Raw genomic sequence first — 24,807 nt, 5'->3', positions numbered from 1 at the left:
TTCGGTTGAAATTTAGTGTACAGTTTTAACTTTACAAACTTTACGTATAGAATACTCTGTTTAACGCCAAATTCCGTTCCGGATGAATTCTTTACTTCTGGATGGGGATTTGATTACAATACAGTAGGAGAGGCATGTAGCCTGTCAGCCTATTCCTCAGGAGGGACATCATGAACGATTTAGAGGGGCTTCTGCCCGAGCAAATAGAGAAAATCAGCAAGGCCCGCGAACGGGTCATCGATTCTATCGGTAAAAATATGGATTTATACGGCATTACCTTATCGATTGGGCATTTATACGGTTATATGTACTTTAATGAGGGCCCGGTTACACTGGATGAGCTGAGCCGCACCATGGGTATGAGCAAGACCTCCATGAGTACTGGAGTCCGTACACTGCTTGATTTGAAGATGATCGATAAAGTCTGGGGCAAGGGCACCCGCAAGGATCTGTTCGAGGTGGTTCCCGACTGGCACCAGAACTTCAGCGATTACTTCTCTATTAAATGGAGAAAAGCAGTGGAAGGGAATATGACCGCCCTTAACAAATCGCTCGCCGAAATCCGGCAGATGCAAACCGATTATGCGGACGAGCCGGGCCTCTCGCGACTGCTCCACACCGACGAGCTCAAGATTGAGGAAGCTATCAAATACTACCGCTGGCTGCTGAAGCTGATCGAGTCGCTTGAAACCGGCAAGATCTTTGAATTAATTCCTAAGGAATAATATCAGCTATAGGCGTTCGAACTATTCTGCTCATGCTCAAAAAGCTGTCACCAAAAGCCAGGAAATGGCGCTTGGGACAGCTTTTTGTTTTGGAGTAGGAGGAATTGAGGAGTAGGATTAACGTGGGCACTTGGGTGGACGCTGCGTGAACGGACCGTTGTTCCGATCGCTGTTGTCCCCAGATTTTATTGATTCCCCTTAGCGGTGAAAATCCGGGGAGGCGAACGCGGCCGCTTCTACATAATCGTTCCGTCGACTCCGCTGTTTAAGCGGGAAATGGCACTACCTATTCTGGACACCCGCACGTTGGCAAATGTATGCTGTTTTTCACTTACATTCGGGCCATTGCCTGCATTTGGACACAATGTATGCTGTTTTCCGCATACATTCGGGCCATGCGCCTGCGTTTGAGCCAATGTATGTTGTTTTCCACATGCATTCGGGCCATGCGCCTGCGTTTGAGCACAATGTATACTGTTTTCCACATACATTTGGTCCATATGATCTTCTACCAGGGGAATTATAGTTTCCCTACAAGCATCAAAACGGGGCTGTCCCAAAAGCCATGAAGTGGCTGCTTGGGACAGCTCTTTATTTTGTAGTAGGATCAACGTGAGCACTTGGGTGAACGCTGCGCGAACGGACCGTTGTTCCAATCGCTGTGCTCTCCAGATTTTTTTCATTCCCCTTAACGGTGAAAATCCGGAGACCAAGGCGACCGCTGCCGCTTTTCCACAATCGTTCCGTCCTCTCCGCTGTTTAAGCGGGAAAAGGTTCTTCAAATCTTTCTAAAATCACACAAAGAAACCTCTCTTTTGTTAAAATGGAGTTACCACACAACCATTTCAAAGGAGAGGTTTCTTTGTACATTCAATATACCATGGACCAACTTTGCTTGCCAATGGATCTGGAAGAAGATATCCCGAAAAATCACCTCGTTCGCGTCGTGAATGCCGCCGTCAACCGGCTGGACAACGCCATTTTTAACGCGGCCTATCCTGGCGGCGGCCGTGACAGCTACCATCCTAAAATGCTTACCAAAGTCAAAGCTGCGGAGGTTGTCCGCTAAAAGAAAACTGCACGAAGGGAAGCGGAAACCGGGAAATCGCAGTCAGTTTGGAGCGGCTTAGATACCAGAAACAGGCGAAAGAAATCCTCCGAAGCGAGGAAGGCTATCTATTGGCCGTACGTCGAATGACGGAGCCGGAAAGTGTATTTGGACAATTAAAGAATAACCGGGGCTTCCGGCGCTTTCTGCTTCGCGGCTTGGAAAAAGTGACGCTGGAGGTCGGTTGGCTTTCGCTCGCCCACAACCTGCTGAAGCAAGCAGCAAATGACCAGAAATGCAAGGGAGCGATCCTCCAATAACGGAGAATCGCTCCTTTTTTTACTTGGTAAGCTTTGAAAAAGTTGCAGGTTTTGTTTCCACCTATAGAATATTTACTTTTGGGACAGCCCCGTTCTCACATGCTTCGGTGCCGTCTTTCGTTAGCTTACGGGTTCTCCACCAGACTCACATCATCGATGTAGATATGATTGCCTGCCTCGATAGCCGCATTCGTCTCTGCGCTGTTTCCGGGATTCAGCCCCAGCAGAAAGACGAGATGAACGCCTGCATCCGTTCCGCCGTTCATGGTGAAGGTGTAGCTGAAGCGTTGAATTTCGCCAGTCAAGGCAGCGGCGGTTGTCTGCAAATACTTCGTGTAATCTCCTCCGAAATGCTCGACTGCTACTTCAATATGACGGTTGATATCCGAACGGGCGCTGAAGTTCAAGGTATAGCTTTTACCCTGAGTCAGCTTCAGATCCCTATAGTCTACCTGGGCGGCGTAGTTGGCAGATCCCGTGAAGCCCAGCGACACCTCAAGCTCCCCATTCCGGACTGCGGCATTTCCGGCACCCTCGAAGTACTGGGTCCAGCCCTTAAGAGCCGGCTGCGCATCGAATGTGCCGTTATCCAGTGTGCCGCTGGCAGGCTCCGTGTCCGGTCCGTCTGTTACTTTCCTAAGCACGATATCGTCAAAAGAAATCGTATGCGGCGTATGGTTCGCCGTCTTATCCTCACCCAGCGTCGCGCCGATCAGATAATTCAGCTTCAGCGGGTTGCCGTTCGTCACACTGAACTGTGTGCTGTAAGTCGCCCATGTGGCCGTAATGCCGAACTTCGCCTGAGCCGCCTGGGCAGAGGTTCCGCTGTACTCCACGACAATCTGCCGGGGAACGGTAGATTTCGCTCTGAAGCTCAGCTCATAGGTTGCACCGGCTTCCAGCGGGATTTTCTCCTGATAGAGCTGGGTGTGCCAGGCTTGTGACCCCGCCGCCGTGATCAGCACCTCCGCTGCTCCGTCCACCACTTGGAAGGAAGAAGCTCCGCCTTCGCCGGACCAGATAGACCAGCCTGTGCTGCCGCTGGTGAATGATCCGTTGACGACCAGATTGCCATCACTCGCCAGAATGGTCTGCACCACACTAGCGTTAACATAACCTTCAGCTTCCACGGTAATGATATAGCTTCCCTCTGCGGGGAAGGCGGCAGGCTGAATTGTGATTGCTCCAGGCTCTACATCGTACAGCTCCGCCGCAAGCGCGACGCCGTTCACCTTAACGGACTTAATACTGCCGGACCACTCCGCTTTCGGGATAAAGGTAAGCTCAATTGGCTGTGATACCCGGTTGGCTGTGGAATCTGCGAGCAGCTCCTGCGGCTTCGCCGGTGCGTCCTTGATCTCGAATCGTACATTGTCGATGATGATGTCATGACTCTGCGGAACGCTCACCCCGCCCACCTTGCCAAGCAGGAATTTCAATGACAGCGTATCATTCGACCCCTGCCGGAATTCGAACCGGTAATGCTTCATCTCTGGTGTCAGCTCCACCGTCTTATCCATGGAAGGAGAATAGCTCGCATTCTCTGCCTTCACATTGATCTGCCGGGCCACGCTTGAGCTGGCATCGAATTCAACCACATAATCCAAGCCCGCCGCAGCCCTCAGGTTATTCTGGAAAAGCATCACCGAATACGCCTGATTGCCGGTGTTCGTAATACTGAATTTCGCTGCCCCGTCCACCGCAGCCGCAGTGCTCTGGCCGCCGTCTTCTGTCAGCAGCCGCTCCCAGCTTGTAAGCCCGAAGCTGAAATCCCCGTTCAAGAGCGGGTAATAGGTCAGATCAGGGTCATAATAGGAGCTGGTGCGTACCAGTACGAATTGATCCAGCAGCACCGTTCCGGTGCCCCCGCTTAGACGCAGAACGAATTGTCCAAGCCGGTCGCTGCCTCCCGGGAAGTTCTTGAACACCGCTTCAGCTTGCTGCTGTCCCACATTCAGCTGAACCGGCTGGGAAGCATAGACAACGCCGTCATAGCCGCGCAGTTCAACTACTGCTGTCCGTGCGGAGGAGCTATCCGCCTCGAAGGTCAGCTTGTAATCCTGGTCTTGCACCAGGAAAATCCCCTTCTGTTGCAGCGTAACCTCGCTGCCGCCAGAGTCCGCGCCTGTAATGTCCAGCTTCAGGCGGCCTTCAGTGTCGACCTGCGGATTAACCTCCGCACCTCCTGAAGCATCAATATGCCAATAGCTCATCCGGTCCGGCTCGCCCAGATCGAAGCTGCCGTTGTACAGATGGTTGCCGCTGCCGAGCGGCGTCTTGGCGCTGTCATGATCGAAGGGAATGCTATCGATTTCTTCAAGCCGTGCATTGCCGAGCCAGACCGGGGAAGCATTGGTCCCCAGGTTGAACTCAATCCGCGCGGCATTGTCCGAGCTCTCCTTCATCTGGAACATCGTCTCGTAATGCTGAAGCTGCGGGGTCAGCACTGCCTTGAATGCCGGGGAATAGGACGGGAAGCCCAGCGGTGCGCCTCCGGTCAGCCGGGCTGTGAATTCCCTTGCCGTATCCGTTCTAGCGTCGAAGCTTAGCTTGTAATATCTGCCCTTTGCCAGCGAGACAATGGCCTGCGGCTGAATTGAATAGGTGTTGCCGCCCGGCTTCAAGATGTTTACCTTGAGGAGATTTACGCCGCCTGCCTGCTCCAGGGATAGGGCTGCATCCGCGCCTTCCTCCTTGTACATTACCCAGTGGGCTGTATTCGGAATGCCCATCCCGGGATCTCCCTCCACCTGCTCCGTGAACCCGCTGTTATAAATGAAGTTGCCGTCCGCCAGCGGCGGCTTCGCTCCCTCCAGATAAGGCTCCTTCGCCAGCTCCACTGGTACCGGCTGGCGGTATTCGCGTCCTGTCAGTTCATAGATTCTGACATAGTCAATCTCCATGGAACTCGGAAATACCGTTTCTTCCGTAGGATTACCATCGAAGTTGCCGCCGACTGCCAGATTCATCAGCAGGTGGAACTTCTGGTTAAACGGTGCCGGATACGCATTCACCGCAGGCTGTCCGCTACTCTTGCTGTACCAGTCATTCTTGGTAGAGAACAGCACCCCGTCCACATACCAGCGGATCTCACCCGGTTCCCATTCAATGGAGTAAGTGTGGAATTCTTCAATAGTAGAACCGCCCGGCAGCACATATTCCTTGCCGGAATAGACATTATCCGGCCACTGGGAACCATAATGGATCGTTCCGGCAACTACATTCGGACGGCTGCCCCAGCCTTCCATAATATCCAGCTCCCCGGAGGCCGCCCAATTGCCGTACACATAATTCTCCGGCAGCATCCAGATCGCCGGCCACAGCCCCTTGCCTGCCGGTGCCTTCGCCCGGATCTCGAATTTGCCGTACATTTTGCTATACAAGCCGTTGGTCTTAATTCTGGTGGAAGTGTACGGCTTGCCGCCCATTGGCTCCTTGCGCGCGGTAATGATTAGCTTGCCGTCCTGCTCCTTCACATTCTTCGGATCATTCGTATAATACTCCAGCTCATTATTGCCCCAGCCCGGATTTCCGACAACGGTGCCATCTCCGAGATCATAGGTCCACTTCGCAGGATCAATGACATTGTCATCGAATTCATCATTCCACACCAGACTCCAAGGATCACTGGTCGGCGCTGGTGTTGCCGTCGGTGTCGGCGTCGGCGTAACCTCTGGCGTTGGTGTCGGTTCCGGCGTAACTTCCGGCGTTGGTATCGGCGTTGGCTCCGGCGTCGGTATTGGTGTCGGTTCCGGCGTAACTTCCGGCGTTGGTATCAGCGTCGGTTCCGGCGTCGGTATTGGCGTCGGCTCCGGTGTGACCACTGGTGTTGGTATCGGCGTTGGCTCCGGCGTAACCTCTGGCGCTGGTGTTGCCGTCGGTGTCGGCTCCGGCGTAGCCGTTACCGTCTCCCCGCCCCCCGCAGCAACAGGCGGCTGGCTGGCCTGCGGCGAGGCCAGATTCAGATTGCTGCGGCTGCCCGGCTTGAGCGCGATGTCCCCGGCCGTCACAGCCTCGGCCTGATTCAGCACGGTCCCGAAGCTGCCGCTGCCCGTAATCGTAGTGCCCCGGGCACCGGCTGTAAGTAGCAGCTCAGCCACCTGCGCTTGTTTCAACAGCACCAGCTTGCCGGGAGTACTCCAGATCAGCTTGGACAGCTGGCCTGACAAGCTCAGCGTAAGGTTGCCTCCGGCGGCATCAGCGGTGGATACAACCCCATAATTGCCAATAAGAGTGACCGCCCTCTCCCCTGCCGGGAGTACAACATTGGCGAAGCCCTCCCCGGTAAGCGCGCCTTCTTCCAGAATAGCACCGGAATCAAGGTACACTGTTCCAGTAGCTGTCGTCCCGCTGGCAACGATGCGGACGCTGCCCTTCGGCTTCGCCACCTGAACAGGCCCAAGAGTACAATTCACCAGGCTCACGCTATGTTCACCGCCGCCGCGGATATAGGTGGTGCCCTTCACCTGCACTCCCTCCAGCCGGAGCTCTCCCTCCCCGATCCCCTCGGTAAGATAGAGATTCCCTTCAATGATGCTGTCGCTAAGTGTAATATCCTCATGGCTCAGCACCACATTGCCCTTCACCTTGCCCAGCTTCACTTCCCCGGCTGCGGAGCGCAGCTCCGGCACCAGTGAATCCGCCAGCTTCGCCAGCTCGGCCCGGGTGATCCTCCCGTCCGGCTTGAATAAGCCTCCGGCATAGCCGTGCATATAACCTGCTGCCGTAAAAGCATCCGCCGCAGCGCTTACTGCACTGTCGGCTCCCGCCAGGTCGCTATACATGTCCTTCGCTTGACGTTCCGTCTCCAGCCTCAGTATCTGCTGAAGCGCAAGAACCGCCTCCCCGCGCTTCAGCGGAGCTGCAGGTTCAATTCGCTGATCTGCATCTGCACTCAGATACCCCGCTGCTACCGCTTTAGCAATATCGTTCTTATACCAGGCCCCCGCCGGGACATCTGCCGGAAGCACGGCCGCCATGTCCTTATAGCCGAAAATCCGGTTGATAATGGCCGTGAACTCTGCCCGGGTCACCTTCTGCTCCGGCCGGAAGCTGCCGTCCCCGTAGCCTGAGATCACCCCGCTGCTGCTCCAGCGCTGCACTGATTGAGCTGCCCAGCTGCCCTCTTTCACATCGGTAAACGCTTTCAAATCGCTAATCCCTGAGCTTCCGCCCTGCAAAGCGGCCGTTGTCTCCGCAGGTGCTGTCAGCCTGCTCAGAGCAGACGCCGCCTCAGCCCCGCCGCTGCCCAGCGGCGATAGAAGTCCGGTAACGATTATTGCGGCTGCTAACAACGCCGGTATTTTCTTTTTCATTCTGTGTAAGCCTCCTCTGAATTAGAGTCTCAACTTAGCTCAATAACACCGTCCGTTACTCTCCAATTACCTTCAAGCTCCGGATCGAAATCGGTTTCGATTATCTCCGTGCCATTCCTCTGAATGCAATTAACCTTTGACTTGTTTCGGCAAGTTGAATAGACTCTAGAAAGGACTGCTGTTTGACAGCAGAGAGTGTCCAAGTGAACGGTCAGTAGCCTTGAGTAACCCTGGCATACCCGTCTTTTGGCCCTGTTATAACTATCCAGCGGGGGTGAGCATAGACATGCAAATGAATATCAAAAAAATTGCCGAAATGGCCGGGGTCTCTGTATCGACTGTGTCCAAAATCATGAACAATTACAGCGATGTTTCCGAAAAAACGAAACGAAGAGTGCTCGAAATCATCGAACAAACCGGATATACCCCCTCAAGCTCCGCTAAGACGCTGGCTACCAAGAAGTCGAATCTGATCGGGGTTATTTTTGCCGGTGAGCTGAATGTGGAATTTACCCATCCCTTTTTTGTAGAGGTGCTGAATTCGTTCAAGAAGCAGATGGGAGTGCTGGGGTATGACCTGATCTTCTTCTCGAATGAGAAGTTCATTAACAGCGGAGATTACTATTCGCGTTGCCTGCATTTCCATGTGGACGGCTGTGTCATTATCTCGGGAGAGCAGATGGAGCCTGCAATACAGGAACTCGACCGGAGTCAAATTCCCTGCATCGGGGTCGACCTTGAGCTGACCGGCAAGAAGTCCGGCTATGTTATGTCAGACAATTACCAGATTGCCTCCAAGGTGGTGGAGCATTTCTACCTGCTCGGACACCGGGAGCTTGGCTTCATAGGCAGTACAGCGGATTCGGACATCTCTAACCTGCGGGAAGCAGGGTATGTCAGAGCCATTGCCGGCTTCGGCCTGGTCATGAATCCTAAGTGGTTCGTGCATGGCGACGACTTCTTCGAGCCCAGCGGGTATGCGGCAATGAACTCGTTAATTGCATCGGGAGATTTGCCAAAAGCGGTCTTCGCCGCTTCCGATCTGCTCGCCCTCGGCGCAGTCCGCGCCCTGAAGGAACAGGGCCTGCGTGTTCCCGAGGATGTGGCTATCATCGGCTGTGACGATATCGAGGCTTGCAAGTATACCAGCCCTACGCTGACTACCATCCGCCAGAACAAGGAACGCTTGGGTGTGCTCGCCGCCCATATGCTGTTCGATCTCATCAATAACCAGTCGGAAGGCGGCTCGTTTGTCGTTGAACCGGCGCTGATCGTCCGTGAATCCTGCGGCAGCGGGCTGAAGCACTTGAACCGCTGAACGCTTGAACCAATGGATCGCCGTAACGCTGAATTTCTGCCTCTCCGGACCCGCCCTGCGATCCCTCCCCTCCAGCTCAGAATTTCGCTTGGCTGCATGATGCACCTACACGAAAACGCTTTCGATACTATAATCGCTCATTTAACGGGCTGCTTCAAGGCACCGTTTTTCTGATTTTGGGGACCATTTTTCGGCTTGGCCCCCACATTGGCCTGTCCTTGCTTCTTTTGCCTCAATCCATCACAGCGCGATAGGCTCAGCTACCTGAGGGTCCAGCGACAGCCTAACCAGTTGACCCGCATGACTAAGACCCGCACCGAATCCGTACAGCAGCACCTGCTGGCCGCTGCGCACCTTCCCTTCACGGATACCCAGATCAAGCGCAAGCGGAATACTGGCTGCCGAGGTATTGCCGAAGGCTTCAAGACTGTAAAGTGCCTGCTCCAGCGGATAATTCAGCCGTTCACAGATGGGTTCAATCATCCGCAGATTGGCGCTGTGCGGGATGAACCAGTCAACTTCCGCAAGATCTGCTCCGGCATTCTTCAGCACCTGCTGTACTCCCTGCGGAACCGTACGTACCGCCCACTTGAACACTTCCCGGCCATTTTGCACCAAGAGCCCTGTCCCGGAGAGCTCTACTCCGTTCACCTTGTCCGCCAGCCCTGTGCGGTAGACATGCTGCGCTCCGCTTCCGTCACTGCCGAGATGGTATCCCATGAAGTCGTCCTGCTCCCCGCCGCTCTCCACCAGCACGGCCCCTGCACCATCCCCGAACAGAATACAGGTGCTGCGGTCCGTATAATCTGTGATCTTGGACAGCGTATCGGCACCGATGACCAGCACCTTATGATGCAGTCCAGAAGACACCAGCGCGTGAGCCGTATGCAGAGCATACACGAATCCGGCGCAGGCAGCGCTCAGATCTATCGCTCCCGCAGTCAGCGGAATGCCAAGGGTATTTTGTACAATCGAGGCCACAGATGGAAAAGAAAAGTCAGGCGTACTGGTCGCCACAAGCACCATATCGACATCCTGTACGCTTTTGCCATAACGCTTCATCATATCCAAGGCGGCGGCTGCACACAGATCACTGGTATATTCATCCTCGCGGCTGATTCTGCGCTCCCGGATACCCGTCCGCTGCACAATCCACTCATCATTGGTATCCACCATCTGCTCCAGATCCTGATTCGTAAGTCTGCGGGCCGGCACGTAAGAGCCGATCGCTGTTATTTTTGCACCTGTCATATGATCCACCTCAGCTTTTCGATTTATTAGTATCAGATATTAGTACTTGGTACTAATTATAACCTGCTCCTGACTATTTTGCAAAATGTATACCCGGAATCGCCTAGCGGCAATCACATCTTGACATTGTAAAGATCGCAAACACATGCTACAATCTTTACATTGTTAAGATATCAGTCAAGAAGGAAAGGAAGAACGGTACCTTTGAAGGCTAAACCCTACCACCACGGAAATTTACGCAATCAGCTTATAGAAGCAGGTATCAAGCTAATTAATTCGGACGGCATCAGCAGCTTTTCCCTGCGGAAGGTTGCCGCCGAATGTGAAGTCAGCCACACTGCCCCTTACAGCCATTTCAAAAATATAGATGAACTGGTAGCCGCCATGGGAGAGCATGTCACCGGTCAGTTCATGGACACCCTGCACGCCTCGGTTCAAGGCCTTACGGGGAAGCCGGAGGCGATTACCCTGCTTGGGCAGGCCTACATTGATTTTTTCATAGAGCATCCACAGTATTTCCAGTTCCTGTTCTACCATTCAGGCATTGTCATTGATCTGGATAACTATGAGTCTGACAGCTATCCGCCATTTGAAATTTTCAGGACTACGGCCTATGCAGTGTTCCGCAGCTGCGGGCTGCCGGAGACGGAGTTCACCCCTCAGCTAATCACACTCTGGTCCATGGTGCATGGAATTACGGCATTGCTTACCAATAACGGGGTCAAGTATTCGGGCAACTGGCGCGATCTGCTGGAGCTTAAATCTATCTTTTAAGGAGATGAAGTCTTGAGAACGATCATTCACGATCTGCAAGAGCAAGAATTCGCGGGCTGGCTGGGGGATACGGCGCAGGAGGAGGTGACGGTCATCTCGGACAGCGGTGCGATCCGTTCGTGCATGGGCTGCTTCGGCTGCTGGACCCGGACTCCCGGGACATGCGTCATTAAGAGAGATGGCTACGACAATCTGGGTGAGCTGTTCTCGCGCAGCGACGAGCTGATCATCATCAGCAAATGCATGTACGGCAGCTATAGCCCCTTTGTGCTGAACGTGCTGAACCGGAGTATCTCTTATATGCTTCCCTATTTTGTCACCACTGACGGAGAGACGCATCACCGGCCCCGCTATGACCACCAGTTCACACTATCCGTTCACTTCTATGGCAATGACATAACGGAGGGTGAACAGAATACAGCCAGAACGCTGGTTGCGGCCAACAGTCTGAATCTGTATTCGGCAGGTAACAACGTATTTTTCCATACCAGCCCGCAGAGCATTAAGGAGGTCCTGCAATGAACATCGCGATGATCAACGGCAGTCCCAAGCCGAGCGGCAGTAACTCAGGCCTTCTGCTGGGCATGCTGGAGCCGCTGATTGCGGACGGGAATGAGCTGCACGCCTATACACCGAATAAAAGACCGCTCACTTCAGAAGAGTACCGTGAGCTATGCCGCATGGATGTGCTGGTCCTGGCCTTCCCGCTCTATAATGACGGTATCCCCTCGCATCTGTTCCAGCTCCTGGTTACTCTCGAAGGATACCTAAAGGCAGAATGCGAACGGGAGATATACGTCTACGCACTGATTAACAACGGCTTCTATGAGGGGGAGCAGAACCATATTGCGCTGGAGATTCTCAGACACTGGTGCTTACGCGCCGGTGTACACTTCGGGCAAGCCTTAGGCCAAGGTGCCGGTGAGATGCTAGGCTCCCTGGGGAAGGTTCCGCTCGGCCGGGGGCCGCTGAAGAATCTCGGCCGTGCCATGCACAGCCTGGCCGGAAGCATTCGGTCCAGAAGCAGCGGGGAATCCCAGCTGTTCAGCCCGAACTTCCCGCGCTTCGCCTGGAAATGGAGCGCCACCCACTCGTTCTTCCACGGAACGGCCCGGAAGAACGGGCTGAAGCCGAAGGATCTGCGGCGGCGGATGTAGGATATACTGTAGCCAATCGCATACTTGCGGGTTGCCATACCCGGTAAAGGTGCAAGTGGAGGACTTAAGGGAACAAATGGATTACTAAAGGTATAAGTGGTGTGCCTAATTGTACTTTGTACAACTAAATCATCAGATCTTCCACCTAAGATACGTTTAGTTGTATTTCGTACATCTAAATTCCACCAATACCGGGTTTTTCCCCCATTCGGGCAGATTTAGTTGTACAAACTACAGTTAGAAGCAGAAAAACCTCCTTTTCACTGTTTTTAAATGTATGGAATACAACTATCTCCTTTATTTGTTTTTTACAATCATAGTTTAGAATACCTACTACATAGTCTTCCGCAAAAGGGGATGCCTATGAACCGGATAGGAAAGTTATTATTAGCACTAATTCTTATAGTGATAATCACTGGGTGTAGTAAGCTTAGCTCTATGCCTTTACCCGAAATGAGCGCTACTTTGGATACCGGTGAAGTTGTTCCTGTGGAGATTAGTACATATAGTTGGGGTGCCAAAGAATTATACGGTGGTCCATGGGAAGCTATGGAGGAGAAAGATGCGGAAATTGTTCCTGCTGGAGCTGAAATTCATATCAAATTCGATAATCCGCCGGATTCAATGCTCGTAAGAGAACACTTCAGTAAGTATAAATTCAAAGATATTACTGACTTGAATCAATTCAATGTACCGGGTAGTGCCGGCACCTACATCTACGGGGTAATGGCCACCTGGAAGAAAGGTACTGCTGTTTATGCCTTGAAAATCCAAGTTAAATAAAAAAACTTCTTTTTACTCTTAAGAGCCCGGTCCCTCAACAGGACCAGGCTCTTCTACCTATAACCCTATTAACACGCCCGAAGAAATGACTCCGCCAGCTCTCACCCGGTCTCGCCGGATCTCACCGAATCCCCAGGCGTTATCGTTCCGCCAGCTCCACCGTAACCTGCTCCACCAGCTTCTCCGGCTTCTCCGTGTTCCTGGAGCGGCAGTTCAGGAACTCCACTTCCTCCCCATTCTCCACGTAAAAGGCCGGGCCGTCGTGGTTCTCAATAGTGACCTGCTGGAACTGCACCTCGCGGACATTGCCGAGGAAGAAGCCCCGGCGCTGCATGTCCTGAAGTCCTGCCATCATGTCCGGCTGGCCGGGCACCGCATGCTCCGCCATCGAGATATCGATGTTGGTGAAGGTGATTTCCGAGACGGACTGCTCCGCCAGCCCGTACAGGAATCCCGCCGCCGCATGGACATTGCGGGCGGTAATGTTGGCGTAATGAATCCGCCGGAACAGCGGCGTCTCCTCCGTTACCGGATAAGGATTCTTGTCCCAGACATATTTCTCTTTGCCCCGTGGGCCGCAGAAGTAATAGAGATTCAGCGTAAAGGGACAGATGACATCCTCCATCACAATATTGCTGATCCGGATATCCTCAATAATCCCGCCCCGCCCGCGCCGTGACTTCATGCGGATGCCGCGGTCCGTCTGCTTGAACACACAATTGCTGATTGTCACATTGCGGATATCGCCGCTCATCTCACTGCCCAGCACCACCGCGCCATGGCCGTGAACCATCACACAGCCCGTAATCGTAATATTCTCGCAGGGAATGCGCTCCCGGGTATCCTCGGTGCCTGCCTTAATGGCAATGCAGTCATCGCCGACATCGATATGGCAGTTGCTGATACGCACATCGCGGCAGGATTCAGGATTGATTCCATCGGTATTCGGCGAATCGGCCGGATTCAGGATCGACAGATTGTCGATCATCACATTGCTGCAATGAATCGGATTCACCGTCCAGCTTGGGGAATTCACCAGCGTCAGATCGCGGAGCGTCACCCGGCTGCAATCATCGAAGCCAATCAGTCTCGGGCGCGGATACTCCAGCTCTTCCGGGCGGCTCCGGTGCTTCTCCCACCAGGGTTCTCCATTCCCGTCAATGGTTCCGCTCCCGGTAATCGAGACATTAGTCAGACCCGCTCCGTAGATGCAGGCGGCATGAACCTCCCGCTTCACCCCTTCCCACCGTGATTCCACGACAGGATAATCCGCCGGATCGGTACTGAAGGATAATACCGCACCGGGACTTACATGCAGCTCGATGTTACTACGAAGGCGCACCGCTCCGGTCAGGAAAGTGCCAGCCGGAATATACACTGTACCTCCGCCGTCACGGTCCGCCGCAGCTATAGCCTCCGCAATCGCCTGCGTTGCTGGTATTCCGCTGTCCCGCTGTGCTCCGTAGTCCACTATGTTATACACTGTCTGCCTCCTCCTCTCATCCGCTGCCGGTCTATGCAGCTCCAGCTCTATTGCGCCAATGCCTGAACCGGCAGCTTCCAACTCTACTCTGCTTATGCCTTATACAAATCCTGCATCTCCACACAGGCCATTACCAGCGCTCCCACCCCATGCAGATCATTACTGACTCTCGGGCGGGTAACATAGTTCCGGTAATCTCCCGCCGAGGTTCCGATGCAGATATCAGGCAGCAGCAGCCGGCCCTGCTCATCCCACTGGAGCACCTGAATTAAGCCTTCGTAGCCTTTACGCGCGGCTTCCTCCGCTTCATTCATAACTTCAGCCGGAAGGATACCAAGCTTCACTGCTCTGGCAATCGTGTAGACGAACAGACAGGAGCCGGAGGTCTCCAGCCAGTTGTCCGGCTCATGTCCCTTATCCACGACCTGATACCACAGGCCGCTCTGCGGGTCCTGATAGCGGATTAACGCCTGTACGAATCCGCTCAGCTCGGCGGCAAGCTCCGCCCGGCCCGGATCAGTCGCCGGCAGTTCATCCAGGAACTGGGATACGGCAAGCCCGTACCAGCCAAGTGAACGGCTCCAGAACTCCGGCGAGCAGCCGGTGGCGGGATTCGCCCACGGCATGCGGCGGCTTTCATCCCAGGCATGGTAGAGCAGGCCGGTCGCCTCGTCCTTCATATATTTGCGCATCAGGCGCTCCTGGTGCAGGACCTCGGCCCGCAAGGCATCGTCTCTATACGAATTCGCGTACTTCAGCGAGAACACCCCGGCCATGTACAGCCCGTCCAGCCACATCTGGTTCGGATATTTGTCCTTATGCCAGTACCCACCCTCTGAGGTGCGGTTCAGTGTCAGCAGCAGATGGCGCAGCTTGACCGCCGCCTCCCGGTATTTGCGCTTGCCGGTCCGTTCATACAGCGTGAAGAGCAGCAGCCCCGCCTGTACGGCATCCAGCTCATCCCGGGCAAAGTCGAAGTTCCCCTGCTCATCCACCAGATCATCCACATACTGCTTAATATACTCGATATAGCGGTCCTCCCGGAGCGTCTTCCACAGCAGCTCCATCCCGCACAGGAACACGCCCTGATGATAATGCCAGCGGTGCGCAGGCGGGAGCTCTCCCGCCTGATACGTATCCATCAGTGAATCACAGGCCTTTTGCGCCCATTCGATCGGTGTTTGCGGCAAACTGCCTATCATCGTAATACCCCTTTCATCTTGTCAGAATAGCCCGCCCGTCCCAAGGAATCAGCCCTTCATCGAGCCCAGCATCGCACCCTTGGCAAAATGCTTCTGCAGGAACGGATACACCATCAGAATCGGCAGCGTAGCGACCACGATAACGGCCATCTTGATCGTCTGATCCGGCGGCGGAACCGTACCGTCCAGTGTCGCACTGTGATCCATCCCGCTGGCCAGCACGACAATCTGCCGCAGCAGGACCTGTATCGGCCATTTAGCGCTGTTATCCAGATAGAGAATGGCGCTCATATACGTGTTCCAGTACGTTACGGCGTAGAACAGAGAGATCGTCGCAATCGCCGGTAACGACAGGGGCAGCACGATTTTGAACAGAATCCCGAAGTCATTGCAGCCGTCAATCTTGGCCGACTCCTCCAGCCCCTCCGGAATGTTCTGGAAAAAGTTCTTGAGGATAATCATATTAAACGCACTGATCGCAGAAGGAAGAATCAGCGCCGCATACGAATCGATCAGCCCCAGCTCCTTCACCACGAGGAACGTAGGAATCATTCCCCCGTGGAACAGCATCGTGAACACCACCAGGAAGTTGAACACCCGGCGGCCGTCCAGATCCTTACGGGAGAGACCGTAGGCCATCAGCGCCGTGATGAACATACTGAACAGCGTACCTACCAGTGTGACTCCAATCGATACCCCCAAGGCTCTGAAGATCGTATTTGTGGAGAAAATAAATTTGTACGCCTCCAGGCTCCACACCTTCGGAATCAGCACAAACTTGTTGGCGGCCAGCTCGGCGCTGGTCGTGAAGGAGCCGGCCACCACGTGGATGAACGGAAGCACCGTTACCAGCGCGATCAGGGCAAGCAGTATAAAGTTGACGGCAGAGAATAGTCTGCCGCTGAATGTACGGTCTTCTACCATTTAAATTCCTCCTGCGGCATTTTAATAAACGCCTTCTTCTCCTATTTTTTTGGACACCTTGTTGACGGTCATGACCATAATCAGGCCCACAATCGACTTGAAGAAGCCGATAGCTGTACTGTAGCTGAACTGCCCTTGCCGCAGACCGGCGGTGTAGACATACGTATCGATAATTTCCGCAACCTCGCGGTTCATGGAGTTGAGCAGCAGGTAGACATGCTCGAAGCCCAGATCGAGAACGGAACCGATTTTCAGAATAAACAGGGTGATGATCACTCCCCGGATGGCCGGAAGCGTAATATGCCAGACCTGTCTGAGCCGTCCGGCTCCATCCATGCGCGAAGCTTCATAGAGCCCCGGATCAATCGCCGCAATGGAAGCCAGATAGATAATCGTGCCCCAGCCTGCTTCCCGCCAGATGACCTGAAGGATATACATCGGCCGGAACCAGCCCGGACTCAGCAGGAAATTAATCTTGGCGAAGCCGAAGTATGCCAGCAGCTCGTTGATAATCCCCCCGTCCATCGTCACCATGACGAAGGAGATCGAGACGACGATAACCCAAGACATGAAGTGCGGCAGATACACCAGGGTCTGGAAGAATCTTTTGAAGAAGGTGCCTCTGAGTTCATTAAGCATCAGGGCCAGAATAATCGGAATCGGAAAATAAATCAGAATATTCATCCCGAACAGAATCAGCGTATTCGCCAAAATATTCAGGAAATCAGGCTCGGTGAACAGCCGGCTGAAATGCTTCATGCCCACCCATTCGCTGCCGGTAATCCCTTGGTAAGGCTTGTAATCCTGGAAGGAAATAATCAGTCCGTACATCGGCAAATACTTGAAGATAATGAAATACAGCACGCCGGGGATCAGCATGACATAGAGCAATTTGTTGCGCCACAGCCGCTTTTTCAGCTCACTGCTGCTCTTATATTTCTTCGGCATGGGTTCGGGAACTACGCGGGGCGGGGCGGTTACTTCCTGCATGATTCTCTTCCTTTCTCTGTAAATTATTCGGTAGTGGAAAAAAGGCTGCCGGAACGCTAACCCGGGGCAGCCCTCTTCCTGTTCAGTCCGCTGTTATAGCGGCTGTGTTTTGCTTATTTTTTGTACGCGGCATTATATTCTTCGATGATCTTCGCCCCGCCCCGGCTCTTCCAGTTCTCGACTTCCTTCTCGAAGCCGGCCTTATCCAGCTGACCGTACATATATTTGTAAGTGGCATCCGCAATAATCTGCTGCAGCTCTACGCCCTTGGACGTATAGGTTGCCGAATCGAGTGCCGCCGTAGGATCTGCGACCCCGTATTTCACGTTCTCCAGTACCAGCTCCTCTGCATGAATCCGGCCCGGCAGCACGTTCAAGCTCTGGTACATGCCGTTCGTTTCGTATTCACCGATGACGCTGTCCTTGAAGCCTTTGACTTCGCGTTCGATCAGCTCTTTATTGTCGGTTGCCTTGGCCTTGCCGTCCACGACGGTGTAGTGTGTGCCTTCAATACCCCAGTACATCAGGTTCGATACTTCAGGAGTCATCATGTAGTCGAAGAATTTCAGAATCTTCTTCAGCTCTGCTTCATCCTTCACCGCCGATTTCGGGAACAGCACTACGTTGTTATAGCCGGGAATCATCCACTGGGCGAATTTGCCGTCAGGTCCAGCCACCATGCTGTGCGTATCCAGTACGGCATCCGGCACGTTCTTGATCAGGTCCTTGTTCAGGGAATCGATGTCCTGCATCGAGCCGCCGATATACAGCCCCGCCTTGCCGCTGGTGAACATATTGACCGCATCCGTCTTACTGGTTGCCGCGAAGTCCTGGTTCATGTAACCGCCTTCGCGCAGTTTTTTGAAGAAGTCCATGGTGTCGATGTATTGCGGAAAAGTGAACTCCGGCGCAAGCTGGCCGTCCTTCTCCGCCCAGTTGTTCGGCGTGCCGAACCAGGAGGAGACCGTCTTGAACGCACCGTACACCAGCTCATTGCGGTCCACAACGCCGATGGTATCCTTTTTCCCGTTGCCATCCGGGTCCTTCTCGGTGAAGGCTTGGGCCATGGCGAACAGCTCCTCGGTATTGGCCGGTGCTTTCAGACCCAGCTTATCCGCCCAGTCCTTGCGGTAGATGATGCCTTGGCGGGCCAGCGGACGGCCGATGTACAGGGTATACAGCTTGCCGTCTACCTTCGTGTTGTTCAGGATCTCCGGCTTCAGCTTGTTCAGGTTCGGGAATTCGCTGAGCAGCGGCCCGATCTCCCAGAACTGTCCGTCCTTGATCGCTTCCTTCATCTGCAGGAAGGTCGTCTGGTTCTTCAGGTACGTCACCTGCGGCAGGGAGCCGGTGGCGAACGAGGAGTTCAGCTTCTCTTCATACGTGTCAGCCGGGAAGAATTGATAAGTCAGCTTCGTATTCGTCAATTTCTCCACTTCATTCTTGATCGTATCGGGCGGAGTATCTGTCGTATTCAGCGGCAGCATAATCTTGATCTCTGTCGGCTTCTCCGGCTCTGCGGCCGGTTCGGTGGTTGCGGTTGTGTTCGTCCCGGCGCTGGCGCCCGGGTCTGTGGTAGCTGCCGCCTCTTTGTTGTTGTTACCGCCGCAAGCGGACAACATGCTGAGTGTCAGCAGCGAGCTCAGGAGCAGGGTGAAGGATTTTTTCGTCATTCCTTTTTGACCTCCGTTTAACTTGTATTGGTTACAAGCCTCACATTACGCTCTGCACCGGATTACGAAAACAATCATTTGCTCATAAAAGCAGGCGGGGCGCGGGGGTGTGGGTTAATGATTATCGTGTGATGGGGGATAGGCATTGAAAGCTAGGGCGCGGGAGTGGGGGTAGCATGGCGGGCGCGGGACTAGAGCATAGTGGGACTGCGTTGCGGGTGCAGCGGCGGGCGGGACTGTGTTGTGGGCGGGTGCGGCGGCGGGCGGGACTGCGTGAGCTTTGGACTTCCGGCCGCTGTTAGGTTTGGATTTCCTGATTCGGACCGCTAGTTGCGGTAGAAATCCAAACCTAAAGGCGGACGCTCCCGCTCCTACAGTTCCAAACCTCCCTCCGTCCCTTTCTGCCGCTCCAGGGGTGGGCCCTTTCAATGCATATCCTTGAAAGGGGGCAAAGGAAATAGCCCCGCTGCTTCGCGCGGCGGGGCTTTGAAGTATGCTGTGTAGCGGGCGAGGAAGAAAAGGATAGAGTGAAGGTGCTGTAGGAGGCCGGATTGGGTCAGCTTTTGCTGCCTTAGGTGAGCTGAATAGGATTAAAGGTGAACAGTTCCTCTATTACTCAAAATCCTGCACAAAATGCAACACTCCGCTCATGAAACTAACCATTATCAAAAAATGTTGCAGAAAAAGCAGCATTCCTTCTCTTCTAAGCCGCCCAAAGAGAAAATTCCTGCATTTCGTGCAACATTCCTTTGTAGTGTCCTGATATAGGCGATCCAGAGATGCATTATCTGCAACATTTTAATGAAATAGCTTAATGGGCATCGCTTTACAGATCATAGTTTGGTGCGTATTCTGTGTTCGCTTAATTAGATTCCTCTTACAGCTTTCTTTATATAACTCTTCGCTTCAGCCAAGGTTAACTGTGTAGATATAACGAATACGTTCAATTCTTCTTGAGTTGTTTCATTGTATAGTGATTTTTCACCCAATGAATCAAGATCTCCAATTAATTTGTTTCCTAAGGAAGGGAGTTTATTTTGAACCTCAATGATGGAAAAATAATTATCTTCAGTCTGTACAGCAAAAAAACCTAACCGTCTATACTCCACATAGACTTGACCTCTCATTAACCCACTCCTCTCCCTTTTACCATTATTCTTATCTTGTTCTGCACTTTTATTATTGTTAGCTTCATTATTCGGCTGAAAAATAGATTAATCATGAAGGAACTCATTGACTTTTTGTCCTGATAACAATACATTATTATCAGGACAAAAAAAGGGGTGATGTAATGTCCTCTAAAAAGTTGGGGCGTCCACTATCTGATAATCCCAAAAGCAAAAAGATTGAAATACGTGTCGATCAGGAAATTCTGAGCAAGCTTGATGCTTCTGCAGAAAAGCTTAATATGTCACGTTCCGCAATCGTTCGCAAGGGAATTGAAAAGGTGTTTGACGAGCTCCAAAAATAAAAAAGGAAGCAGCGTAAGTCCCGCAAAGAACACCGCTACTTCCTACCACGCAACCGCTTGGATAAGCAGACTGCATAAATATCCTACCATGTGCAGGAAGTTCATTCAAGCGGGTGCGATGAACATAATGGGAGGACAAACATGAAAACAATTTTGGAAGCCCTGTACCATGGGAAGCTTCAATCCGATATGAACAATGTGCCGTCACATCCAGAGTATCGTTCTGCATGCAAACAGGTGGCAGCAGAGACACAGCAATGGCGCGAACGGTTAGGGGAAGAAGTGTTTCGAGAGCTAGAGGAATATTTAGACTTGTGCGACAGCGTGAACAGCATGCAAGTGGAAGCTGCCTTTCATCATGGGTTCAAGCTGGGAGCAAACTTATTAATTGAAGTTATAGGTGATCGGGAAGCACTATTATCTTAAGGGGCGTCCATCTATGCGGAGAATCCGGTCAATCACAGACCGGATTGCCCCGGATTCGATATATAATCGACTGGCGCGTATCATTCCCTGAAGATGTGCAGCATTAGACCAAATCCGAAATAAACATAGGCGTAGCTCCATGCTCACTCGAAAATCCACACTTATAATAAAATTCCACTGCACTCGGATAAGAAATCAGTACTTTATTTTTATATTCTTTATATCGTTCGAGCATAGTGGTCATCATTTCTCTACCTACCCCTTTCCCCTGATAACTGGGATCGATAAGCATATAATGGAAATACACTGTTAAAATACCATCAGACAGAGCATTTACCAGCCCAAAAAGCCTATCTCCATCCCAAGCCGCCACAATGGAATGGGAGTTTTGAATGGCTTGCAAAAGCTCATTCGGATATTTCCCGGACTCCCAATTGACCGATAGAAATAACTCTTGAAGCGCCTCCTTAGTGATAAACTCAATATTTGAAGTGTAACGGATACTCATCTCAGCACCATCTTTCATTCATGTTGGTTAGATACAAATCTTTTCCTCTGGTCAGATTAACATTGAACAGATATAAAGATAATGGAATGTTTGAAGAAATATTTGTACTAATCAGCATAGCTGCCTGTGATTGTAGGATAACAGGACGAACATAAGATGAGAGCACCACTCATCCAATATTACATGAATATCATTGGGGCAAAGAGGATTTCTTCTACATTTATGCTTATAGATGAATCTGTCGCGGAACGCCTGATTATGCTATATTTATCCTAATGAGGTGATTATCATGAAGAAGAAATTAAGTCTTGATGCTGATGCTCGTCGGTTTGCAGGCGGTCATTACGTTGAGCAATCGATGCCCGGCCCCAATCCCAAACGTGACAAAATGGTTAGCGAGGCAATAGCTAAATTAAAGCAGGGTCAATCTGCTGGAATGGTTCGCCAATAAGGCGGATCTTTTTTATTTAAGATGTACAATTTAGGTAAATTGGGGAAACGAGTTGGCTGATGTCACTGAAAAATCCCACCACAAGAATCTGTAGCAGGACTTTAGGTTGAGCTTATAGGATGATACTGTTCTAAGGGTTGGAGGAATTAATCAGCCTTCCCCGTGATTGTATAATGAAAATCCAGGAGAGCTAGGTACATTAGGCCCAACCACAATTGGCACTAAAACAATGCTAAGAACCGTAAGAAGTATAACGACCCTTTTCTTCATGAGAATCTCCTCCCAAAAGTAAAGTTTGATACTGCAGTTTGATCTCTTGACTAGCATTACTTCTAAATTTTTCAAATAGAATTACACTTTCCAGTATATACTTTTCATTGTTTATCTGTTGGAAATTTTTAATTGCTGTTAATAATAAGTCAAACCCTTTAGGATAATCACCTTTATATAAATAATAATATGCGAGTTCATATATTAAACTAGCTTGGCGATCCATGGCAAGGTTTCTAGAATATCTCCCTTTAACAATTTCATTTAATATTTCACTTAATTCTTGCTTATAACACTCCAGCGTATAATCAATAACAAACTGATTTTTATTAGCGGCTCTTAAAATATGTAATAATCCCATGACTAATTCATTTCTGTGTTTATTAATGTAGTCAACGTAAGATTCCAAGACAGTAGTATCGCCACTTAATAACTTTGTTATATAGATATTTGCGGTTGACCATTCAAAGAAAAGAGCTTTCCACTGTTCCACTTCTTCTCCCTGCTCACTTACCCAACTTAAATCGGAGTATGCATACTTGTAACCCAAAGCTCCCTCATAGTCCCCCAACTCATCACAAACATTCCCCCGCAGCAAATCACTGTAAGCAATGTAGAAGAACAGCGGTCTGCCGGGGAGCTTCACGGGTTCGGATGCTCTGCGTTCGTGCTGGACCTTCAAGTCATATTGAATTCTGGCCTTATGTCCCATCTTGGCAGCACATTCATCGACCTTGTCCCAGCGCTGTAAAGACCGGTATGTATTGGCAAGCTCTTTGAGTGCATCCAGTTGATCGACTTCATCGAGCCGTTCCACAAAAGGCTCAAACCGGTTGGCTGCCCACAGGTTCCGGTTCTGATCGTCACTGAGCGCAATAATAAACAGCCTGAACTGGCATAGCGCCAGCCGTTCCGAATGCTGATAACGTTCAGCCTCGGCGACAATCTCATAGATTGCGGCAGCGGCTTCCTTTTTCCCGGCCATAAATAATTCTTCTGCCGTCTCAAACAGCAGGGGCGCATACATCAGATTGTCCATAATATGGCGGGCCAGGCGCTGAATACTGTCCAATTTGTTCAGGTCAGCACAGCGGAGCAATAGCGGTCCAATCCTTCTCCAGTCTGAGGAACCGCGGATAATATAGTCATCGATATACAAGTCATAGAAGTACCCTTCCTCCTGTCCCATGGCCTGGGTAATCCGGTCCAACTGCTGCATCGCAATAGGCCGGTGCCCGCGAAGAATATTGCTGAGTGTCCCGGAATGAAGCTGAGAACGCTTGGCGAATTCCGTAACCGATAATCCCTTCTGCCGCAAATACTCCTCCAGTTCCGATAACATCGTAGTCGTTGCCTGCAAGTCCTAACCACCCTTCCTCTTTAATTTGTATTTATAGAATAAAATCCCTTTTATGTTATACAAAATATACCAGCGGTCGATTCATTAATCAAGTACTAATTATGTATTTTTCCTAAACTTTAAAATTTTGGCATTACGGTTGCCATTCTGATGAACAGGAAGCTGTATTTCACCTTGTGCTGGCGCTCCAATCTTGTAAGCCTCCGGGTGACAAGTGATGAAGAGATGGTTGGCTTTATCCTGTTTGACAATGAAGCCTATACAGACGGCTACTATTGGATTCTGAGGTTTATGATTGACGGGAGATATCAGGGACAAGGTTATGGGAAATCGGGATTACACCATGAATATTAAACTACATAAGATTTAATTAGCTCATCTCCGAACTCGAGAAAGAGCTGACTCATACTTGCAACAAACTCAGATAGTTCATTTTCTTATGAGTCTATAAATCCTGTCAAATAGATATTACCGAAATAGTTATTTTGTATAATGTTTATAATTTGACCCAAAGACATATACCAACCTCATTTCATGTTATTTATACAAGGTCCATTATTTTGCCTGTTTTTTCGTATTCTCCAACTGAATAGGGCAATATACGGTTGTGTAAAAGAAATAATAAAAGAAAGACCTTGAGAGTTCCCGCTCCCAAGGTCTGTACAATAACTAATAATAAAGCTGTTTCCCTCCATCAACTACTAGCAAATCATCATAAATTTCCCCTGACATCCTGAAAAACAACTCATACCTTCCAATTTCTTTGCCATCATAAACGATTGGAACTAGGGCAACAATGTGTGAATATTCAGACTCTCTCCAATCTATAATTACATAGATCTTTTTGAGTTCTAACTTTAACTTTTCAGAGCAGTACTCTCCAAAATACAGCTTCACATCTTCAGGAGAATCCTTAAAGTAGTTATTGACACATTTAAGACAATAGCTTAATGCGGTGGACTCAACATCAAAAGACCTAGCCCACTCATTTATTCCCTCTTTATCGAACATTGTGCTCTCCTTTAATACTTAATTAGTTCGAGATTAGCCCTTTCTACAAAAATAACTTTTATTATATTTTAATATAAATAATCCAATTAAACCCAATAATTTCCTACTCTTTCGCCCTCAATATCTGTGATATCCCTCTCCCCTTCGTTAATAATAAACTTGAATCAGGGATGGTCGAAGGTGGAGTAGCTCTCGTCCTTAAAATTTAAAATTCAATGATTGTTGATTAAGATCGGTATTCTTTTATCAAATTATTATTCTGACCCTAGAATCTCCTATTATCATCCCAATATTTATCCCAAAGAATTTGGCATAACAATAGTGTTATTTGTTTATGGACAACTTTA

Annotated in this window: 23 protein-coding genes and 1 pseudogene; 12 read left to right on the top strand and 12 right to left on the bottom strand. The window is 51.0% G+C overall.

The window, feature by feature from the left end; all coding sequences use genetic code 11:
* Nucleotides 1-170 precede the first annotated feature (170 nt).
* Nucleotides 171-725 (top strand): GbsR/MarR family transcriptional regulator, encoded by a 555-nt coding sequence (locus tag NSU18_RS25285; RefSeq protein WP_341150342.1) that lies wholly within the window; start codon nt 171-173, stop codon nt 723-725.
* A 236-nt stretch (nt 726-961) separates the two neighbouring features.
* On the opposite strand, the gene NSU18_RS25280 is transcribed toward NSU18_RS25285, so the two are convergent.
* On the bottom strand, nt 962-1,381 hold the full coding sequence (locus NSU18_RS25280; protein ID WP_341150341.1) for a hypothetical protein: 420 nt from the start codon (nt 1,379-1,381) through the stop codon (nt 962-964).
* A gap of 206 nt (nt 1,382-1,587) precedes the next feature.
* Between NSU18_RS25280 and NSU18_RS25275 the strand changes: the two genes are divergently transcribed.
* Entirely contained in the window at nt 1,588-1,794 is a 207-nt protein-coding gene (locus tag NSU18_RS25275) for a hypothetical protein (protein WP_341016830.1), read from the top strand.
* Nucleotides 1,761-2,093, top strand: a pseudogene (locus NSU18_RS25270) (transposase); the annotation flags it as partial. The gene NSU18_RS25275 and the pseudogene NSU18_RS25270, both read left to right, overlap by 34 nt.
* A gap of 125 nt (nt 2,094-2,218) precedes the next feature.
* On the opposite strand, the gene NSU18_RS25265 reads toward NSU18_RS25270, so the two are convergent.
* Nucleotides 2,219-7,408 (bottom strand): carbohydrate binding domain-containing protein, encoded by a 5,190-nt coding sequence (locus tag NSU18_RS25265; RefSeq protein ID WP_341150340.1) that lies wholly within the window; start codon nt 7,406-7,408, stop codon nt 2,219-2,221.
* 292 nt (nt 7,409-7,700) lie between these two features.
* Between NSU18_RS25265 and NSU18_RS25260 the strand changes: the two genes are divergently transcribed.
* Entirely contained in the window at nt 7,701-8,726 is a 1,026-nt protein-coding gene (locus tag NSU18_RS25260) for a LacI family DNA-binding transcriptional regulator (RefSeq protein ID WP_341016828.1), read from the top strand.
* 240 nt (nt 8,727-8,966) lie between these two features.
* Here the strand turns inward: NSU18_RS25260 and NSU18_RS25255 are convergent, their stop codons facing one another.
* Nucleotides 8,967-9,977: a ketoacyl-ACP synthase III gene (locus tag NSU18_RS25255; protein ID WP_341016827.1), complete on the bottom strand. Its 1,011-nt coding sequence runs from the start codon at nt 9,975-9,977 to the stop codon at nt 8,967-8,969.
* 204 nt (nt 9,978-10,181) lie between these two features.
* On the opposite strand from NSU18_RS25255, the gene NSU18_RS25250 reads away from it, so the two are divergent.
* The 4 genes from NSU18_RS25250 (at nt 10,182) to NSU18_RS25235 (ending at nt 12,691) form a co-directional block, all read left to right on the top strand.
* A complete protein-coding gene (locus NSU18_RS25250; RefSeq protein ID WP_341016826.1) occupies nt 10,182-10,751 on the top strand; it encodes a TetR/AcrR family transcriptional regulator in 570 nt (189 codons plus the stop codon).
* A gap of 12 nt (nt 10,752-10,763) precedes the next feature.
* Nucleotides 10,764-11,273 carry a flavodoxin family protein gene (locus NSU18_RS25245; RefSeq protein ID WP_341016825.1) on the top strand — a complete coding sequence of 170 codons (510 nt, stop codon included), beginning with the start codon at nt 10,764-10,766 and terminating at the stop codon, nt 11,271-11,273.
* Nucleotides 11,270-11,908, top strand: a complete 639-nt coding sequence (locus NSU18_RS25240) for a hypothetical protein (protein WP_341150339.1) — start codon at nt 11,270-11,272, stop codon at nt 11,906-11,908. Before NSU18_RS25245 ends, NSU18_RS25240 begins: the two co-directional genes overlap by 4 nt.
* A 363-nt stretch (nt 11,909-12,271) precedes the next feature.
* Nucleotides 12,272-12,691, top strand: a complete 420-nt coding sequence (locus NSU18_RS25235; RefSeq protein WP_341150338.1) for a hypothetical protein — start codon at nt 12,272-12,274, stop codon at nt 12,689-12,691.
* A gap of 139 nt (nt 12,692-12,830) precedes the next feature.
* On the opposite strand, the gene NSU18_RS25230 is transcribed toward NSU18_RS25235, so the two are convergent.
* The 6 genes from NSU18_RS25230 to NSU18_RS25205 form a co-directional block, all read right to left on the bottom strand.
* On the bottom strand, nt 12,831-14,174 hold the full coding sequence (locus NSU18_RS25230) for a glycoside hydrolase family 28 protein (RefSeq protein ID WP_341150337.1): 1,344 nt from the start codon (nt 14,172-14,174) through the stop codon (nt 12,831-12,833).
* Nucleotides 14,175-14,266: 92 nt separating this feature from the next.
* On the bottom strand, nt 14,267-15,376 hold the full coding sequence (locus tag NSU18_RS25225; protein ID WP_341150336.1) for a glycoside hydrolase family 88/105 protein: 1,110 nt from the start codon (nt 15,374-15,376) through the stop codon (nt 14,267-14,269).
* 48 nt (nt 15,377-15,424) lie between these two features.
* Complete coding sequence (locus NSU18_RS25220) at nt 15,425-16,300, bottom strand: carbohydrate ABC transporter permease (RefSeq protein WP_341016821.1); 876 nt, start codon at nt 16,298-16,300, stop codon at nt 15,425-15,427.
* Between the two features lie 21 nt (nt 16,301-16,321).
* A complete protein-coding gene (locus NSU18_RS25215) occupies nt 16,322-17,290 on the bottom strand; it encodes an ABC transporter permease (protein ID WP_445321824.1) in 969 nt (322 codons plus the stop codon).
* Nucleotides 17,291-17,403: 113 nt separating this feature from the next.
* Nucleotides 17,404-18,963, bottom strand: coding sequence for an extracellular solute-binding protein (locus tag NSU18_RS25210; protein ID WP_341150335.1), 1,560 nt, complete (start codon nt 18,961-18,963; stop codon nt 17,404-17,406).
* A gap of 866 nt (nt 18,964-19,829) precedes the next feature.
* On the bottom strand, nt 19,830-20,090 hold the full coding sequence (locus tag NSU18_RS25205) for a hypothetical protein (protein ID WP_341150334.1): 261 nt from the start codon (nt 20,088-20,090) through the stop codon (nt 19,830-19,832).
* Nucleotides 20,091-20,254: 164 nt separating this feature from the next.
* Here NSU18_RS25205 and NSU18_RS25200 point away from each other — a divergent pair, with 164 nt between their 5' ends.
* Nucleotides 20,255-20,434, top strand: coding sequence for a ribbon-helix-helix protein, CopG family (locus NSU18_RS25200; RefSeq protein ID WP_341139038.1), 180 nt, complete (start codon nt 20,255-20,257; stop codon nt 20,432-20,434).
* A 141-nt stretch (nt 20,435-20,575) separates the two neighbouring features.
* Nucleotides 20,576-20,860: a DUF6809 family protein gene (locus tag NSU18_RS25195; protein WP_341150333.1), complete on the top strand. Its 285-nt coding sequence runs from the start codon at nt 20,576-20,578 to the stop codon at nt 20,858-20,860.
* Nucleotides 20,861-20,963: 103 nt separating this feature from the next.
* On the opposite strand, the gene NSU18_RS25190 is transcribed toward NSU18_RS25195, so the two are convergent.
* The gene (locus tag NSU18_RS25190; RefSeq protein WP_341150332.1) at nt 20,964-21,386 is read right to left on the bottom strand and encodes a GNAT family N-acetyltransferase; all 423 of its coding nucleotides are present in this window, start codon (nt 21,384-21,386) and stop codon (nt 20,964-20,966) included.
* A 271-nt stretch (nt 21,387-21,657) separates the two neighbouring features.
* Here NSU18_RS25190 and NSU18_RS25185 point away from each other — a divergent pair, with 271 nt between their 5' ends.
* Entirely contained in the window at nt 21,658-21,819 is a 162-nt protein-coding gene (locus NSU18_RS25185; RefSeq protein ID WP_341150331.1) for a hypothetical protein, read from the top strand.
* 232 nt (nt 21,820-22,051) lie between these two features.
* Here NSU18_RS25185 and NSU18_RS25180 read toward each other — a convergent pair whose 3' ends face one another.
* Nucleotides 22,052-23,431 carry a helix-turn-helix domain-containing protein gene (locus NSU18_RS25180; RefSeq protein WP_341150330.1) on the bottom strand — a complete coding sequence of 460 codons (1,380 nt, stop codon included), beginning with the start codon at nt 23,429-23,431 and terminating at the stop codon, nt 22,052-22,054.
* A gap of 168 nt (nt 23,432-23,599) precedes the next feature.
* Between NSU18_RS25180 and NSU18_RS25175 the strand changes: the two genes are divergently transcribed.
* Nucleotides 23,600-23,803, top strand: coding sequence for a GNAT family N-acetyltransferase (locus NSU18_RS25175; protein WP_341150329.1), 204 nt, complete (start codon nt 23,600-23,602; stop codon nt 23,801-23,803).
* Between the two features lie 315 nt (nt 23,804-24,118).
* Here the strand turns inward: NSU18_RS25175 and NSU18_RS25170 are convergent, their stop codons facing one another.
* The gene (locus NSU18_RS25170) at nt 24,119-24,460 is read right to left on the bottom strand and encodes a hypothetical protein (protein ID WP_341150328.1); all 342 of its coding nucleotides are present in this window, start codon (nt 24,458-24,460) and stop codon (nt 24,119-24,121) included.
* Nucleotides 24,461-24,807: the final 347 nt, after the last annotated feature.

Origin of the sequence: Paenibacillus sp. FSL H8-0048 (assembly GCF_038002825.1) — a bacterium.
GTDB lineage: Bacteria > Bacillota > Bacilli > Paenibacillales > Paenibacillaceae > Paenibacillus_AQ.
The sequence above is the reverse complement of the archived record's forward strand: the minus strand, read 5'-3'. Positions and strand labels throughout refer to the sequence as shown.